Raw genomic sequence first — 15027 nt, forward strand, 5'->3', positions numbered from 1 at the left:
CTCCTTCCCCTTTTCCTTCAGTGCATCCCGCGGAAAAGACAACGGAGGCGGATTTCATGCAGGAACTGCTGCAGCAGCTCGTTAACGGACTGTCCCTGGGGAGCATTTACGCTTTGATTGCCGTTGGCTACACGATGGTTTACGGGGTTATCCAGCTCATCAACTTCGCCCACGGCGATGTCCTGATGGTCGGAGCATATGTGGGCCTGGCCGCGGCCCTGGCCGGCTTCGGTCTGGTTCCCAGCCTGCTCCTGGCGATGCTGGCATGCGCCCTGCTGGGGGTGGCCATTGAGCGCGTGGCTTACCGCCCCCTGCGCCACGCCAGCAGGCTTGCTGCCCTGACGAGCGCGATCGGGGTCTCTCTTTTCCTCGAGTACGGGATGATGGCTGCCCTCACTCCCCGGACGCGGTCCTATCCCCCCCTTCTGCCCGACCGGATCTACAGCTGGGGCGGGCTCCGCATCACCAGCAAGGACCTGCTGATCCTGGGGACGACCCTCGTCCTCGTGCTCGTTCTCCAGTATATCATCTACCGGACGCAGACGGGAAAGGCGATGCGGGCGGTTTCCTTTGACCGCGAGGCGGCCCAGCTCATGGGGGTAAATGTGAATTCCACGATTGGGGCGACCTTTGCGCTGGGCTCGGCCCTGGCGGCGGCTGCAGGGATGCTGGTGGGGGTTTACTTCAATGCCGTGTACCCTTTGATGGGCCTGATGCCCGGCCTGAAAGCCTTTGTGGCCGCAGTCCTGGGCGGGATCGGGAGCGTGCCCGGGGCAATGCTGGGAGGGCTCCTTTTGGGGATGACCGAGGCCCTGGTGAGCGGCTACGGAGGATCGATGTACCGGGATGCCGTTGCCTTTGGCATCTTGATCTTCATTCTGCTGGTTCGGCCGACGGGCCTGCTGGGAACCGGCCTTCAGGAGAAAGCGTAGGTGAGCGTGATGGAGAGGAAGTGGGTTCGGCTCGCCGCTCCCGCCGTCATTGCCCTGCTGGTTTACGGCTGCGTCGGGTGGGGGATTGCCAGGGGATTGATATCCGAGTATTACCAGGTCAATCTCTTCCTGATCGGGATCAACATCATCCTTGCTGTTACCCTGAACCTGATCAACGGCTTTACGGGGCACCTTTCCCTGGGCCATGCCGGTTTTATGGCGGTGGGCGCCTATACCGGGGTTGTGGTTACCATGAAGCTGGGGCTTCCCCTCGCCTTTGCGGTTGCGGCAGGAATGGCCGCAGCGGCCTGCGCCGGATTCCTGATCGGCCTTCCCACCCTGAGGCTGCGGGGGGACTACCTCGCCATTGCCACCCTTGGCTTTGGGGAGATCATCCGGGTGCTGCTGGAAAATTTCGAGTACCTGGGAGGCGCCCGCGGAATCTCGGGGATCCCCCGCACCGTTAACTGGACCTGGCTTTTCTGGAGCGTCGTCCTTACCCTGGTTCTCGTCCGGAACTTCATCAGCTCAACCCACGGCCGGGCGTGTCTGGCGGTCAGGGAGAACGAACTGGCGGCGGAAATGATGGGGGTCAACACCACCTGCTACAAAGTGCTGGCCTTCGTGCTGGGGGCCGCAGGAGCGGGGCTCGCCGGGGTCCTCTACGCCCACTATTTTTACGTGATTCTGCCCGACAAGTTTTCCTTTCTCCTCTCTTTTGACGTGCTGGTGATGGTAATGGTGGGCGGCCTGGGAAGCCTGACCGGCTCCTGCCTGGGGGCGGTGCTGCTCACCCTTTTATCCACGCTGCTCCAGAGGATTCCAGAGTTCCGGATGGTGCTCTACGCCCTGATGCTGATTCTCGTTGCTATTTACCGCCCGCATGGTTTGGCGGGGAAGCGGGAGCTTTCCCTGGACCTGCTGGGACGCTGGATGCGGAGGGGAGGGGTGGCCCGTGGCGCTGCTCACGGTGGATAAGCTGGGAAAGAGCTTCGGCGGCCTGGTTGCCCTTTATAATTTCAGTCTTACCGTTGAGGCCGGCGAACTGGTGGGGCTGATCGGGCCCAACGGGGCCGGGAAGACGACGGTCTTCAACCTTCTGACCGGGCTCTACCCCCCCTCGGAGGGGACGATGATTTTTGCAGGGAAAAGCCTGCGGGGGAGGCCCCCCCACCAGATCACGCGGCTCGGCATCGCCCGGACGTTTCAGAACATCCGGCTGTTCCCCAACTTAACGGTGCTTGACAATGTAAAGATCGCCTACCACAGCGTGATTCGTTACGGCCTCCTGCCCGCCCTCCTCCGGCTCCCCTCCTTTTACCGGCGGGAGGCGGAAATCGAAAGGGCCGCCCTCGACCTGCTGGACGTCTTTCGTTTAAAGGAGCGGGCGGGGGAGCGGGCGGCCGGTTTGCCCTACGGGGAGCAGCGGAGGCTGGAGATCGCCCGCGCCCTTGCCACCAACCCCCGGCTTTTGCTGCTGGACGAACCCGCGGCGGGGATGAACCCCCAGGAAACCCGGGAGCTGCTGGCTTTGATCAGGTGGATCCGGGACCGGTTTGACCTGACAATTATCCTGATCGAGCACGACATGTCCCTGGTGATGGGGCTCTGCGAGCGGGTGCTGGTGCTGGACTACGGCTCCCTCATCGCGGAGGGAACCCCTGAGGAAATCCGGGAGAACCCCCGCGTCATTGAGGCATACCTGGGAGAGGAGGGGGTGGCGGAATGGGAGGAGTAGCCCCGCTCCTTGTCCTTGAAGACGTGCACGTTTCCTACGGCGCCATCCGGGCGGTTAAGGGGATCAACCTTGTTGTGGGTGAGGGGGAGGTTGTAACCCTGATCGGGGCCAACGGGGCCGGAAAAAGCACCACCCTCCGGGCGATCTCCGGGATTGTCCGGGCGGCCTCGGGAAGGATCCTCTTCCAGAACGAGGACCTGACCAGGGTGCCGCCCCATGAGATCGTCCGGCGGGGCATTGCCCAGGTGCCGGAGGGCCGCCGGGTGTTTGCCAACCTCACGGTGCTCGAAAACCTGGAAATGGGCGCCTTTGCCAGAAAGGATAAAAAGGGGATTAAAAGCGACCTGGAGCGTGTTCTGGCACGCTTCCCCCGCCTGCAGGAGCGCAGGCGCCAGGTGGCGGGGACCCTGAGCGGAGGAGAGCAGCAGATGCTGGCCATCGGCCGCGCTTTAATGGCCCGGCCGCGTCTTTTGCTCCTGGACGAACCCTCGATGGGGCTTGCCCCCCTGCTGGTCAGGGAGATTTTTACGATCATTCAGGAGATCAACAGGGAGGGGACAACCGTTCTTCTTGTGGAACAAAACGCCCGGCTCGCCCTGCAGATTGCCCACAGGGCCTATGTGCTGGAAACGGGAAGGATCGTCCTGGAGGGTCCCGCCGGCGAGCTTGCCGAGCGGGAGGAGGTTAAAAAGGCCTACCTGGGCGCCTGAAGCGGCGAGAGCGCGTTCTTCTGGAAAAAATTTCATAAGGGGGCGGTTATGGTGCTGGTGCGGGATAAAATGACGCCGGATCCCGTGACGATTACACCCCAAACCACGATTGCCGAAGCTCTGGCCCTGATGCGGGAGCACCGCATCAGGCGTCTCCCCGTGCTCGATAAGGGGAAGCTGGTGGGCATCGTCACCGACCGGGACCTGAGCGAGGTCTCTCCTTCTCCGGCGACTTCTCTGAGCATCTTTGAGCTGAACTACCTGCTCGCCCGGACGAAGATCGGGGCGCTGATCAAAAAGCAGAGGGTGATCACCATTTCGCCCGATGCCTACCTTGAGGAGGCCGCCCTGATCATGCGGGACAACGAGATCGGAGCAATCCCCGTTGTCGAGGAGGGAAGGCTGGTCGGGATCATTACGGAGAGCAATATCTTCGATGCCTTTATCGAGCTGATGGGCCTCCGGGAGCCGGGGACGAGGCTTGACCTGGAGCTGGAAGACAGGCCGGGGATGCTGGCGAAGGTGGCCGGGGTGGTCTGGAAGGAGGGAGGAGACATCTCCCACCTCGCCGTTTTCCACAGCGGGCGGGGCCGGGTGACCCTGGCCGTTCAGCTGCGGAATGAAGAGGCGGGAAGAATCATCGATGCTCTTGCGGAGCAGGGGATCAGGGTTAAGTCTGTAGCCTGGAAAGGCCGGGCCGCGCTTTAGAAATGACGGGCAGAAGACCCTCTCTGGCATTTGGGCTGGACGCCGGGGCGAACTTGTGTTAAAATGGGAGCGAAAAACCGGTCGGGAGCGGATTGTGCCTGGTGGTGCGCCTGGACTTCAAATCCAGCGGGAGGCATGACGAGTGTCTCCGGTGGGTTCGATTCCCACACGCTCCCGCCAGCTGCTTTTAGGGCAACAGGAAAAGGCTGAAACGAGGCTTTGCAAGAAACCTGCTGCTCCTCCTGGTGCAGCAGGTTTCGGCTTAAACGGGGAGCGGGGACGCCTTTCGATCTTTAGGTGGATAAGGTGGACTGCCCGCGAAACGCGGCGGGCCGCGCCGGGGGATCATAACCTCTGGAAAGAGCCCGGGCGAGCCCTGGATGAAAGAAGGGGATCACGTGCGCCGGCACACGGAAACGATCATCAAAGGGAAAAACCTCTTCAAGTTCTACCAGATGGGAGAAGTCACCGTGAGGGCGCTCAACGGCGTCGATCTGGAAATTTACGAAGGGGAGCTCATCGTGATCCTGGGCCCGAGCGGCTCCGGCAAGAGCACGCTGCTGCACATTATCGGGGGAATGGATACGCCGAGCGAGGGGGAGCTGTACTACCGCGGCGAGCCGCTGCACACCGCAGATTCCAGAAGGCTGACCCAGTACCGCCGGAGCGCGGTGGGGTTCGTTTTCCAGTTTTACAACCTCATTCCCAGCTTGACCGCTTATGAGAACGTGGACCTTTCCGTCCAGATTTCTGAGCACCCGCTCCCGGTGGACGAGGTCCTGGAAAAGGTCGGGCTGGCCGACCGGGCGCACCACTTTCCCGCGCAGCTTTCGGGGGGCGAGCAGCAGCGGGTCGCCATCGCCAGGGCGCTTGCCAAGAATCCCGACCTCCTCCTCTGTGACGAACCGACGGGGGCGCTGGACGTCGAGACGGGGATCCAGGTCCTCAGGCTCCTGCGGGATTTCTGCAGGTCTTACGGGAAAACCGTCCTCATCATTACCCACAACGCCGCCATTGCCGGGATGGCCGACCGCGTGCTTCGCCTCAGAGACGGGAGGATCAGGGAGATCGTGTGCAACGAGAATCCGCTGCCTCCGGAGGAGGTGGCCTGGTAATGCTCTGGAAGAAGGCGGTCCGGGACCTCAAAGAGGGCAGGGCTTCTTACCTCGCGTGCACAGCCGTGATCTTCATCGGGCTTGTGGTATTCAGCTCTTTTTCCATCGTCATGGACAATCTGGATGTCTCGCAGAGGAATTTTTACAGGGCCCGGAGATTTGCGGACGGCTTTGCGGAAGTGGAGGCCATGCCCTGCGCGGAAGTGGAAAAACTGAGAGACCTTGAAGGGATCGAGGACATTCAGGGCCGCCTGGTCAGGGAAGTGCGGGTGCTGCTGCCGGGGAGGGAGGAGAGCGTGCACCTGCGCCTGATTTCGGTGGACCCGGCCGCTCAAGACCCCATCAACGGGATGGAGCTCATGCAGGGAATCCCCCTGGAAAGCGGCGAAATGAATATCTGGGTGGACAACAAGTTCTTCGAGGCAAACCACCTCGAGCTCAACCAGGAAATTGAGGTCATCGTTGAGGGGAAAAAGAAGAATTTGCGCATCGTGGGATTCGGCAGGAGCCCGGAATTCATCTACGCCCTGCGCAGCTCCACCGACCTCTACCCCGACCCTGCCAGGTTTGGGGTTGCCTTCATTCCCTACGAAACAATGCGGGCGCTGTTCGCGGCCGGAAAGACGGTCAACGACCTCGTTTTTACCCTGCGGCCGGGCGCGGACTACCTCGCCCTGGAGCAGAGGCTGGAGCCGGAACTCAAGCCTTACGGGCTGAAAAGAATCTACCCCCGGAAGGACCAGATCAGCCACTTCATGCTTACCCAGGAGCTGAACAGCTTGAGGTCGACCGCCCGGACGCTGCCCCTCCTGTTCCTGTCGGTTGCAGCCCTGATTTTATACCTCATGCTGAGGCGGATGGTTGAGCAGCAGCGGGAACAAATCGGGATTTTAAAGGCGCTCGGGTACACAGACCGGGAAGTCCTGCTTCATTATCTGTCCTATCCCCTGATCGTCGGGGCGGCCGGGGGCCTGGCCGGAGGGCTCGCCGGGATTGCCCTGTCGTACCCCTTAACCACCATGTACCAGGTGTTTTTCAACATGCCAGGCCTCAAGAGCAGGTTTTCTCCAGAGCATCTCCTCTTAAGCATCCTCCTTTCCCTGGCGTTCAGCGGGTTTGCGGGGTACCAGGGGTGCAAGGGGGTTCTTGCCCTGAGGCCTGCCGAGGCGATGCGGCCCCCGGCGCCCCCCGCGGCGGCGAAAGCGCTTCTCGAAAGGTTCCCCCTCATCTGGAGCATGCTCACCGTGCAGGGCAAGATGGCGGTCCGCAGCATCAGCCGCAACAAAAGGCGCAGCCTCTTCGTGTTCGCGGGGATCACGTTCGCCTTCTCCCTCGGGGGGCTCACCTGGGCGCTGAAGGATATAAGCGAGAAGATGCTGCTGGTGCAGTACGAAAAAATCCAGGCCTACAACGTCAAGGTCGACCTTGCCCACCCCCTGGATCGGGAAAAGGCAACGCGGGAGCTTGCCCGTTTCCCCGGCGTGAAAAGGGCGGAGCCGGTGGCGGAGCTTCCCGTTACGCTGAAAAATGCCTGGCGCGAAAAGGATGTGGTGCTGCTGGGTCTCCCGCAGGACGGCAGGCTTTACAACATCCTGGACAAAAGGGATCGCAGGGTCGCGCCTCCCCGGAACGGGGTCCTGATTTCGGAGCGCCTGGCGCGCCTGCTCGGAGCCGGCCCCGGCACTCAATTAACCGTAAAAAGCCCGATGATGAGGGGCCCGGAAGAGGAGAAAAAAGTGGAGGTGGTGGGCGTCATCCCCCAGTACCTGGGGCTCAATGCGTACATGGAGATCGGGGCCGCAGGCCGCCTGTTGGGGCAGGAGAACCTGGCAACAGGGGTGATGCTGCTGGTGGAGGAGCAGCGCATTCCGCTGCTGCAGAGGAAGTACAACAGCAGCCCCGCAATCGCCGGGTTCGTGAACCGGGCGGAAATGTTCGCCCAGATCAAGGAGCTGATGGCTTCCTATTCCGGCACGATCCTTATCTTTGCGTTGATGGCCGTCATCACCGGCTTCGCCGTCATCTACAACTCTTCCACCATCACACTGTCGGAGCGGAGCCGCGAGCTGGCCTCCATGATGGTCCTGGGGATGACGCCAGGGGAGGCGCTCTCTGTAATTACCTTCGAGCAGTGGGTGCTCAGCATCTTTGCCATGCTCGCGGGGATACCCCTGACGAAGCTGTTCCTGGCAGGGATGGCCCGGGCGTTCAGCACCGACATCTACACCATTCCTGCCGAGATGTCCGGTCTCTCCGTGGTGGCGGCGTTTTTCATAACGGCCGCCTCGATCTGGATCGCCCAGCGGGCGGCGGCCAGAAAGGTCGCCGGGTTGAGCCTGGTAGAGGTTCTCAAGTCTCGGGAATAAGAGCGGGAGGGGAGGAGGCGTTTTGTGAAATTTAATCTTGTGAAATACAGGCGGAAAATCCTTTTCGGGGCGGCCGCCGTGGCCCTTGCTGCGGTTGTTTTCCTGGGCGAAGCCCTCAAGCCGCTGGAGGCAGAGCTGTTGAGAGTCGAGAAGCGCTCCATCGCCAGGACGCTTCAGGAAGAAGGGTTTGTTGTCCCTGCAGCGGAGTACCCCGTTTTTTCCGTTTATGGCGGCAGGATTGTTGACCTGCGCGTGGAGGAGGGGGATGTGGTAGAGAAGGGGGAGGTGCTCGCGGTCTTCGATGCCCGGGATCTCCATTTCCAGCTGGCGCAGCTGCAGGCGCAACTCGAAAGCGTCAAAGGGGATGAGGCCAGGATGCATCAGGAGCCCTACCGGTCGCAGCTGAGGCAGCAGGAGCTCCTGGTGGAAAAGGCAAGGCTCGATCTCGAGGCGGCCAGAACCAGTTTCGCCAGGATCGAGGCGTTGTACAAATCCGGGGCAATCAGCACAAAGGAATATGAAGAGGCGCTGAAAGCGGTAAAAGCGGCGGAGAACGCCCTGGAGCAGCAGGAGGAAGCCCTTTCCCTGCTGGTCGAATCCCACAAGCCCGGCAGCGGGACAGGCCGGTACTATGCGGGAATGAAGGAATCCCTCCAGGCGCAGATTGAGGCGGTGAAACACAAAATAGAGGAATCCAGGATCACCGCGCCTGCCGCCGGGGTTGTTGCAGACCTGGCGGTCAGGGAAGGCATGGTCGTGCCCCCCGGTTCCCCCCTGATGACCATTTTTCAGAAGGACTCCTACCTGGTTGAGGTGTTCGTGCTCGCCGGAGATGCCGGAAGCCTGAAAGAAGGGATGAAGGTGGAGCTGGTTCAAGAGGGCGCCGGAGGGGATCTTGTTTTCGGTGGGGTTGTTGAAAGAATCGCTCCTGCAGCGGTGGAAAAGATATCACCGCTCGGATTGAAAGAGCAGCGCGTCAAGGTCACGGTGAAGCCGGAAACCCCCAAGACCCCCGGGCTGCGCCCCGGCTGCGCCCTCGATGTCCGGTTCACGCTCGAGAAACAGGAGGGCCGGCTGGTTGTGCCCAAGACGGCCCTGTTCCCCTATCGCGGCGGAGAGGCGGTTTGGGTGGTGCGGCGCGGAAGGGCAAAGATCCAGCCCGTCAAAAAAGGGTTTGAAAACGACCGGGAGGTCGTGATCGAAAAGGGGTTGCAGGAAGGGGACCGGGTCGTTCTCGACCTCCAGCTGGCCGGGCTTAAGGAGGACAAAAGGGTGGCGGATCGGTCTTGAGGGGGCTAAACCCGGTAGCCTCGATGGTGACCTGCAGCATCCTGGTGGCAGCAGCTTCATAGAAATTCCTCCCGGAGGCCGGCATCAAAATCCCGGTAGAGATTCTTCAGGTCAGGCTCAAAATCACAATAGCGGCGAATGACCCACTCCTTGAAATCGGCTAAACGTATTTCGTCCCTGACGTAGAGGGGTCGCCCGGTTTCCAGGACCCGCATCTGCAGGGTTACCGGAACCTGCTGCAGATTTATCAGGTTAATATCTTCACTTTGTCCGATGTGGCACAGCTCATCCAGTAAATCTAGCTCGCGCCTGTAGCTCCAGGAAGTTTGCGGCATCGGCAAGACCGCAAAATCGACATCCGGGATTGGGGGAGGTATCGGCAGAGACCACCGGCAAGACTGGAAGCCCGGAAGGAAGGGAAAAGCAAAAGGCGGGAAGGAGAGGATGTTCCCGCCAGAGAGAGCTAAACCTGATTCAGGAGAGAGCGGCACTGCTTCACGCAGTTGTCGATCTGGGTTGCGGCCTGCTGGGCCGTATTTTTTGCCTGCGGGTTCTGGATCTGGCCGGCAACCGCGCGCAGGTCGTTCGCGCTGCTTTCACATTTGGAGATGCACTGCTGGATGGTCTGGCGGATGTCCACTTTTATCACCTCCCGTAGTCAGTTTGCTGCACTCTTAGTATCAAAGATCTGGCAGCCTCTTATACCTGTTAATTCCTCCCAAAAGTTTTGAAAAAGCGGTTCAGGTCTAGAACAAAAAGCGGAGCAATAAAATGATAAAAAAGGGCTTCCGGCGCGGGAAATTTTCAGAAAGACAGGTGAAAAGATGCTCTTTTTCCTGTCCCGCCGGCGCATGAACCTTTATGGGTTGATTCTGGGCCTGGGGATCCTTTTCGGAGGCGCAGGTATCTGGATGCGAGGTGGGGCGGCTTGGGTTGCGACCCGGAGCCTGCAGGTGCTCGCCACCGCCCCTGCAGACGGGGCGCAGGATGTTCCTCTTTATACAGAGATCCGGGTGCGCGCCGATGCACCCATCAAGAAAGCCCGTTTCGAGGTGGCCCCCCTCACCGGAAAGGGCTTGCCGGGGAGGGTGATTGTGGAGGGAGAGGCCGCGGTTTTTATTCCACATGAGCATTTTCTGCCCGGCACCGGCTACCAGGTCCGCTGCTGGCTCCAGTCTCGAGGCGGCGGAGAAAGGGAGGAGTGCTTCTGGTTTGCAACCCGGAGGGTGACGGGAAAGTGGATCGCGGTCAGGCTCGGGAAGATTCACACCGTGACCGTATACGAAGGCCGGATGCCGGTTCGCCTGATGCTGGCATCGGGCGGAAGACCTGGGCGGGAAACGCCGCGGGGGATATTTGCGATCCAGGACCGCGGCCAGTCCTTCTGGTCCTCCCGCTTTCAGGAAGGAGCCCTCTGGTGGGTGCGCTTCCACCGGGAGTTTTTATTCCACTCCGTTCCCCGGGATGAGGCGTGGCTGGTCAAAGAGGAAGAACACGCAAAGCTGGGGCTGCCCGCAAGCCACGGCTGCATCAGGTTGAGCGATCAGGACGCACGGTGGCTGTACGAAAATGTGCCCGACGGGGCGCTGGTGGTGATTTACCCCTAGAAGCTGACACTCCGGCGCCGGGGCGGTCCGGGGAGGAGGCCGGGAAGCGGTGAATCTCGTTTTTTTATTTTTGCTCTGCAGCGGGATTGTTGCGGCTGCGCTGCAGGGCCGCCCCGAGCTTGTGACGAAAGCGGCCCTGAACGGGGCTGCCGCCGGGGTGGAAAGGATCTGGGAGATTACAGGTGCCCTCTGTTTCTGGTTGGGGATCGCGCGGGTCGCCGAGAGGGCCGGGATCATCCGGGGCTTCAGCCGCCTCCTCGCTCCCTTCATCCGCCTCCTCTTCCCGGGCGTGCCGGGGAATCACCCCGCCCTGGGGTCGATTCTCCTCAACATGACGGCCAACTTTTTAGGGCTGGGAAGCGCCGCGACCCCCTTCGGGCTCCGGGCGATGCAGCAGCTTCAGGAGCTCAACCCCAGGAAAGATACCGCCAGCGAGGCGATGTGCACCTTCCTCGTGATCAACACCTCGGCCCTCGCCCTCCCCTTTACGATGGTGGCGATCCGGGCTGCCGCCGGAGCGGAAAACCCCGCCGATATCGTCGTTCCCAGCCTCCTGGCAAACTGCGCGGCGCTCCTGGTGGCGGTGTGCGGAGACTGGTGCTGCCGGCGGTGGGCGAAGAGGCGTGGAGGCTTTTGAATGGGCGTTTTGACGGCGCTCTCTTACTGGATGCTCTTTCTTTTTATCGGCGGGGTCCTGCTGGCTGCCTCCCTGCGGGGGGTTAAAGTCTACCGGGTCTTTTTAGAAGGGGCGGCCGAAGGGTTTGCCCTGGGCGTCCGGATCCTTCCTTACATCGTCGGGATTTTTGTGGCGGTAAACGTCTTCCGGGAGGGAGGCGCCCTGCTCTGGCTGACGCGGCTCCTTGCGCCGGTGCTCAAAATCCTTGCCCTTCCCCCTCCGGTTTTCCCCCTGCTTCTCGTCCGGCCGCTGTCGGGCCCCGCCTCCCTGGGGCTGGCCCTGGAGATCTTCGCCCGGGAGGGGGTTGACTCCCTGGCGGGGCGGACTGCAGCCGCCGTGTACGGCTGCACGGAAACGACCCTCTACGTGCTCGCCCTCTACTTTGCCTCCGTTGGGGTGAAGCACCCCCGCTACAGCGTGGTCGTGGGGCTCCTCGCCGATCTCGCCGGTTTCCTGACGGCAGTCTGGCTCTGCAGGGCGCTGTTTGGCTGAAAAACCCCCCGAGAAGCCTTTCCGAAAAAGCTCCCTCGACGCCTGGCTGAAAGCGAGCAGGCCCGTCCGCGGGAAAAGGGGGTTTTACAAATTTTACAAAACCTTAACAAAGTTTTATTAAAACCTTTACACGGGGACAACGAACTTTTAACATTCAGCCTGTATCATCTTCTCAGGCGGGCATGCAGTATACTCAAAGAGAGGGTTGAAGGAGGATTTCAGGATGAGATCTGTGGTGCAGGTTAAGTGGGTGGCGCTGCCTCTCGCGGTTTTCTTTGTGCTTGGGGCCGCGGCGGGGTGCGCGAAGCGGACTCAAGGGTTGAGCGGCTCCATCAGCATCGCGGGTTCGACTTCGGTGCAGCCGCTCTCCGAAGAGCTGGCAAACGCCTTTATGGAGAAGAACCCGGGTGTCAGAGTCATTGTTGCCGGAGGCGGTTCCGGTGCAGGCATTAAGGCCGCCCAGGAGGGAACCGCAGACATCGGCTCCTCCTCCCGGGAGCTGAAACCCGAGGAAAAGGGCACTGTTAAGGAATTCATGATTGCGAAGGACGGAATTGCAGTTGTCGTCCACCCCGGGAATCCCGTGAAAGAGCTGACCCTGGATCAGGTGCGGAAGATCTTCGCCGGGGAGATCACCAACTGGAAGGATGTCGGAGGAAAGGACGCGGCCATTAACGTTTTTACCCGGGAAGAGGGGTCGGGAACGCGTGGCGCCTTTGAAGAGATTGTGATGAAAGACAGGAAGATCAGCGGCAAGGCCGCCGTTCAGCAGTCGACCGGGGCCGTCCGGACCGCGGTTGCCGGAGATCCCAACGGGATCGGGTACATTTCCCTGGGGAGCGTCAACGAAGCGGTGAAGGTCCTCGCCGTTGATGGAGTAAAGCCCGGCAAGGAGACGGTTCTCGACGGCTCCTACAAGATTTCCCGTCCCTTCCTCTACCTGACGAAGGATGAGCCTGCCGGTCTGACCAGGGCGTTTATCGATTTCGTGCTCGGCCCCGAGGGCCAGGCAATTGTGGGGCAGGAATTCATCCCGGTCAGGTAGCACTTAAAGATGCGGGCTTGTAAAAAATACATTTCCCCGCCTGGGGGAAAGCAGCCTCCTGCTTTCCCCCGCAAGCTCTGCTTCAGGCAGGGACGCCCGGGACTGTTGAGGAAATTCAGGAGGTTGAAAATGAGGCGCCGTTTTTGCGAACAGGTTTACCCCTTCTTGCTCCTTCTCTGCGCCTTTACTTCGATCGTTGTGGTGGTGCTGGTAGGGGTTTTTGTCTTTCTTGAGGGGTATCCGGTGCTCCAGAAAACAGGTTTTTTTCCTTTTCTCTTCGGCCAGAGGTGGCTCCCCAGAGAGGAAGTATTCGGGATTCTCCCAATGGTTGTGGGCACCCTTGCGGTGACCTTCGGCGCTCTCCTGCTGGGGGTCCCTCTTGCCCTGGCGACGGCGATTTTTCTGGCCGAGTTTGCCCCTCCCCTCGCCGCCCTCTGGACGCGCCGGGCGATTGAGCTTCTGGCAGGAATTCCCTCGGTTGTTTACGGCCTTTTCGGAATGACGGTGATTGTGCCCCTGGTGCGCTGCGCTGCCGTGAACTGGTTTGGCCCCTGGCTTGCCCCGGAGATGAAGATGGGGTACGGGATTGTCGCAGCCTCCCTGGTCCTTGCCATCATGATTCTCCCGACGGTTGTAAACATTTCGGAGGATGCCCTCCGCGCCGTTCCCCGCGAGTATGCCGAAGGCTCCTTTGCCCTTGGTGCAACCCACTGGCAGACCATTGTGCACTGCCTGCTCCCGGCGGCGCGCTCCGGGATCACGGCAGGCGTTATGCTGGGGATGGGGCGGGCGATCGGCGAAACGATGGCCGTTTTAATGGTGGCCGGAAACGCCCCGGCCCTGCCGCGCTCGATCTTTTCCCCGGTGCGCACCCTGAGCGGGAACATCGGGCTTGAGATGGGGTACGCCTCGGGCTCCCACGCCCAGGCCCTCTTCGCCACAGGGGTTGTCTTGTTTCTCGTGATCATGCTCCTGAACAGCTTTGCCCTGCTGCTCACGGGAAGGAGGGCGAGAACGGCATGATCGGGGCGAGGGCCCAGGAGAGGCTGGCGAAGATCGCCGTCTGGACGGCGGCGATGCTGACGGTGCTCGTTCTGATTCTGATTCTCGGCTACATTCTGGTTCAGGGCGCGGGCCGGCTCAGCCTCTCCTTCCTCCTGGAGAACCCCCGGCGCATGGGGAGCGAGGGAGGGATCTTCTCCCCGCTGGTCGGCACCCTTTACTTTACGCTTCTCACCATCCTCCTGGCAGCCCCGGTGGGGGTGGGGGCGGCCATTTTCCTCACCGAATACACCCGCCCCGGGCCTTTCGTGAAGGCAGTTCGCTTCGCCACCGATGCCCTTGCGGGGATTCCTTCGATCGTCATCGGCCTCTTCGGCTTTGCCTTCTTCGTCGTTCTGCTCAAGCCCTACACCGGGGGCTGGTCGATTCTCTCCGGCGCCCTCACCGCCTTCTGCATGATTCTCCCGACCATCGTCCGCACCGCCGAGGAGGCAATTCAAGCCGTACCCGACAGCTACCGGGAGGGGAGCCTTGCCCTCGGCGTGAGCAGGTGGCAGACGGTTGTCTGGGTTGTTTTGCCCAGCGCCCTGCCGGGAATCCTGACGGGGATTCTCCTGAGCGTGGGCCGGATTGTTGGGGAAACCGCTCCTCTCCTCCTGACCCTGGGCGGCTCGCTCCTGCTTCCCCATACCATCTTCGATCCCGCAAGGACGCTTTCCATGCACCTCTACCTTGTGGCGATGGAAACCGGCTGCTTCCCGGTGGCTTTCGGGACCGGAGCGGTTCTCATCTTCGTCATCCTCTCTTTGAACATTTTCAGCTACCTGCTCGTCCGGCATCTGGTCAGGCGGGCGGGCGGGGCCCTGCACGGAAAATGATGATTTTTTTGGTCTGGAAGCAGGAGATCGACCCTGCAGGGCGAATAGATTTCATACGGCAAATTATATAGCAAAAAAAACAGGGAACAGGTGCCCTTTGCACGGGCTGAAAAGGGAAGTCCGGACCCCTGCACTCAATGAGAATGCAGCTCTTTTAATATGCTTGCAGCCCAACGCACCTGGAAGTCGATGCAGGTCCTGGTGCGCTGCGTTGAGTGCGGGGGGAAAGGCGCGGTCCCGCCACTGTGAGGGGGAGCCTCTCTACAAAAGCCACTGCCTCACACTCAATGCAGCTTGGGCAGAAGGACGGATTCTTGCCGCAGCCCAAATTCGTGCTGCAGCAAAACTGTTTTATGTCTCGAGCACCGCTGAGTGCGGGGTGGGAAGGGGTAGAGAGGGCGAGGAACCCGAGCCAGGAGACCTGCCTGTTTCCTCACACCGAAACCCTACGCGCGATAGGGAGGTGGG

The 15027-nt window shown here is 61.1% G+C and carries 16 protein-coding genes, 1 tRNA gene and 1 riboswitch; of the genes, 15 read left to right on the forward strand and 2 right to left on the reverse strand.

Annotated features, from left to right (window positions below):
• Positions 1–56: 56 nt before the first annotated feature.
• From HPY58_07170 to HPY58_07210, 9 genes are all read left to right on the forward strand, one after another.
• Positions 57–932 (forward strand): branched-chain amino acid ABC transporter permease, encoded by an 876-nt coding sequence (locus HPY58_07170; protein ID NPV29424.1) that lies wholly within the window; start codon positions 57–59, stop codon positions 930–932.
• A gap of 9 nt (positions 933–941) precedes the next feature.
• Positions 942–1910, forward strand: a complete 969-nt coding sequence (locus HPY58_07175; protein NPV29425.1) for a branched-chain amino acid ABC transporter permease — start codon at positions 942–944, stop codon at positions 1908–1910.
• A complete protein-coding gene (locus HPY58_07180; GenBank protein ID NPV29426.1) occupies positions 1888–2670 on the forward strand; it encodes an ABC transporter ATP-binding protein in 783 nt (260 codons plus the stop codon). The genes HPY58_07175 and HPY58_07180 overlap by 23 nt, the downstream gene beginning before the upstream one ends.
• Positions 2658–3380 carry an ABC transporter ATP-binding protein gene (locus HPY58_07185; GenBank protein NPV29427.1) on the forward strand — a complete coding sequence of 241 codons (723 nt, stop codon included), beginning with the start codon at positions 2658–2660 and terminating at the stop codon, positions 3378–3380. The genes HPY58_07180 and HPY58_07185 overlap by 13 nt, the downstream gene beginning before the upstream one ends.
• Before the next feature lie 51 nt (positions 3381–3431).
• Positions 3432–4088: a CBS domain-containing protein gene (locus HPY58_07190; GenBank protein NPV29428.1), complete on the forward strand. Its 657-nt coding sequence runs from the start codon at positions 3432–3434 to the stop codon at positions 4086–4088.
• Positions 4089–4171: 83 nt separating this feature from the next.
• Positions 4172–4268 (forward strand) — tRNA-Sec (locus tag HPY58_07195).
• Between the two features lie 200 nt (positions 4269–4468).
• A complete protein-coding gene (locus HPY58_07200; protein NPV29429.1) occupies positions 4469–5203 on the forward strand; it encodes an ABC transporter ATP-binding protein in 735 nt (244 codons plus the stop codon).
• Positions 5203–7569, forward strand: coding sequence for an FtsX-like permease family protein (locus tag HPY58_07205; protein NPV29430.1), 2367 nt, complete (start codon positions 5203–5205; stop codon positions 7567–7569). The genes HPY58_07200 and HPY58_07205 overlap by 1 nt, the downstream gene beginning before the upstream one ends.
• A 24-nt stretch (positions 7570–7593) precedes the next feature.
• Positions 7594–8859 (forward strand): efflux RND transporter periplasmic adaptor subunit, encoded by a 1266-nt coding sequence (locus HPY58_07210; GenBank protein ID NPV29431.1) that lies wholly within the window; start codon positions 7594–7596, stop codon positions 8857–8859.
• A 56-nt stretch (positions 8860–8915) separates the two neighbouring features.
• Here HPY58_07210 and HPY58_07215 read toward each other — a convergent pair whose 3' ends face one another.
• Entirely contained in the window at positions 8916–9194 is a 279-nt protein-coding gene (locus HPY58_07215) for a nucleotidyltransferase domain-containing protein (GenBank protein NPV29432.1), read from the reverse strand.
• Between the two features lie 128 nt (positions 9195–9322).
• On the reverse strand, positions 9323–9499 hold the full coding sequence (locus HPY58_07220) for a hypothetical protein (GenBank protein NPV29433.1): 177 nt from the start codon (positions 9497–9499) through the stop codon (positions 9323–9325).
• A 211-nt stretch (positions 9500–9710) separates the two neighbouring features.
• Here HPY58_07220 and HPY58_07225 point away from each other — a divergent pair, with 211 nt between their 5' ends.
• From HPY58_07225 to pstA, 6 genes are all read left to right on the forward strand, one after another.
• A complete protein-coding gene (locus HPY58_07225) occupies positions 9711–10466 on the forward strand; it encodes a L,D-transpeptidase family protein (protein ID NPV29434.1) in 756 nt (251 codons plus the stop codon).
• 49 nt (positions 10467–10515) lie between these two features.
• Complete coding sequence (locus HPY58_07230; protein NPV29435.1) at positions 10516–11103, forward strand: spore maturation protein; 588 nt, start codon at positions 10516–10518, stop codon at positions 11101–11103.
• Positions 11104–11634 carry a spore maturation protein gene (locus HPY58_07235; GenBank protein ID NPV29436.1) on the forward strand — a complete coding sequence of 177 codons (531 nt, stop codon included), beginning with the start codon at positions 11104–11106 and terminating at the stop codon, positions 11632–11634.
• Between the two features lie 223 nt (positions 11635–11857).
• Positions 11858–12679: a phosphate ABC transporter substrate-binding protein gene (locus HPY58_07240; GenBank protein NPV29437.1), complete on the forward strand. Its 822-nt coding sequence runs from the start codon at positions 11858–11860 to the stop codon at positions 12677–12679.
• Between the two features lie 129 nt (positions 12680–12808).
• On the forward strand, positions 12809–13702 hold the full coding sequence (gene pstC, locus HPY58_07245; GenBank protein ID NPV29438.1) for a phosphate ABC transporter permease subunit PstC: 894 nt from the start codon (positions 12809–12811) through the stop codon (positions 13700–13702).
• Positions 13699–14559, forward strand: coding sequence for a phosphate ABC transporter permease PstA (pstA, locus tag HPY58_07250; protein NPV29439.1), 861 nt, complete (start codon positions 13699–13701; stop codon positions 14557–14559). Before pstC ends, pstA begins: the two co-directional genes overlap by 4 nt.
• A gap of 71 nt (positions 14560–14630) precedes the next feature.
• A riboswitch (cobalamin riboswitch) is annotated at positions 14631–15003 on the forward strand.
• Positions 15004–15027: the final 24 nt, after the last annotated feature.

This window comes from Bacillota bacterium (genome assembly GCA_013177945.1).
Lineage (GTDB): Bacteria > Bacillota > DSM-12270 > Thermacetogeniales > Thermacetogeniaceae > Ch130.

What these genes read in the sequence shown, in the direction of transcription:
- HPY58_07240 (NPV29437.1), top strand. Translation starts at nt 11,858, where the DNA reads ATGAGATCTGTGGTGCAGGTTAAGTGGGTGGCGCTGCCTCTCGCGGTT.
- HPY58_07175 (NPV29425.1), top strand. Translation starts at nt 942, where the DNA reads ATGGAGAGGAAGTGGGTTCGGCTCGCCGCTCCCGCCGTCATTGCCCTG.
- HPY58_07200 (NPV29429.1), top strand. Translation starts at nt 4,469, where the DNA reads ATGAAAGAAGGGGATCACGTGCGCCGGCACACGGAAACGATCATCAAA.
- HPY58_07225 (NPV29434.1), top strand. Translation starts at nt 9,711, where the DNA reads ATGAACCTTTATGGGTTGATTCTGGGCCTGGGGATCCTTTTCGGAGGC.
- pstC (NPV29438.1), top strand. Translation starts at nt 12,809, where the DNA reads ATGAGGCGCCGTTTTTGCGAACAGGTTTACCCCTTCTTGCTCCTTCTC.
- HPY58_07235 (NPV29436.1), top strand. Translation starts at nt 11,104, where the DNA reads ATGGGCGTTTTGACGGCGCTCTCTTACTGGATGCTCTTTCTTTTTATC.
- HPY58_07170 (NPV29424.1), top strand. Translation starts at nt 57, where the DNA reads ATGCAGGAACTGCTGCAGCAGCTCGTTAACGGACTGTCCCTGGGGAGC.
- pstA (NPV29439.1), top strand. Translation starts at nt 13,699, where the DNA reads ATGATCGGGGCGAGGGCCCAGGAGAGGCTGGCGAAGATCGCCGTCTGG.
- HPY58_07205 (NPV29430.1), top strand. Translation starts at nt 5,203, where the DNA reads ATGCTCTGGAAGAAGGCGGTCCGGGACCTCAAAGAGGGCAGGGCTTCT.
- HPY58_07185 (NPV29427.1), top strand. Translation starts at nt 2,658, where the DNA reads ATGGGAGGAGTAGCCCCGCTCCTTGTCCTTGAAGACGTGCACGTTTCC.
- HPY58_07215 (NPV29432.1), bottom strand. Translation starts at nt 9,194, where the DNA reads ATGCCGCAAACTTCCTGGAGCTACAGGCGCGAGCTAGATTTACTGGAT.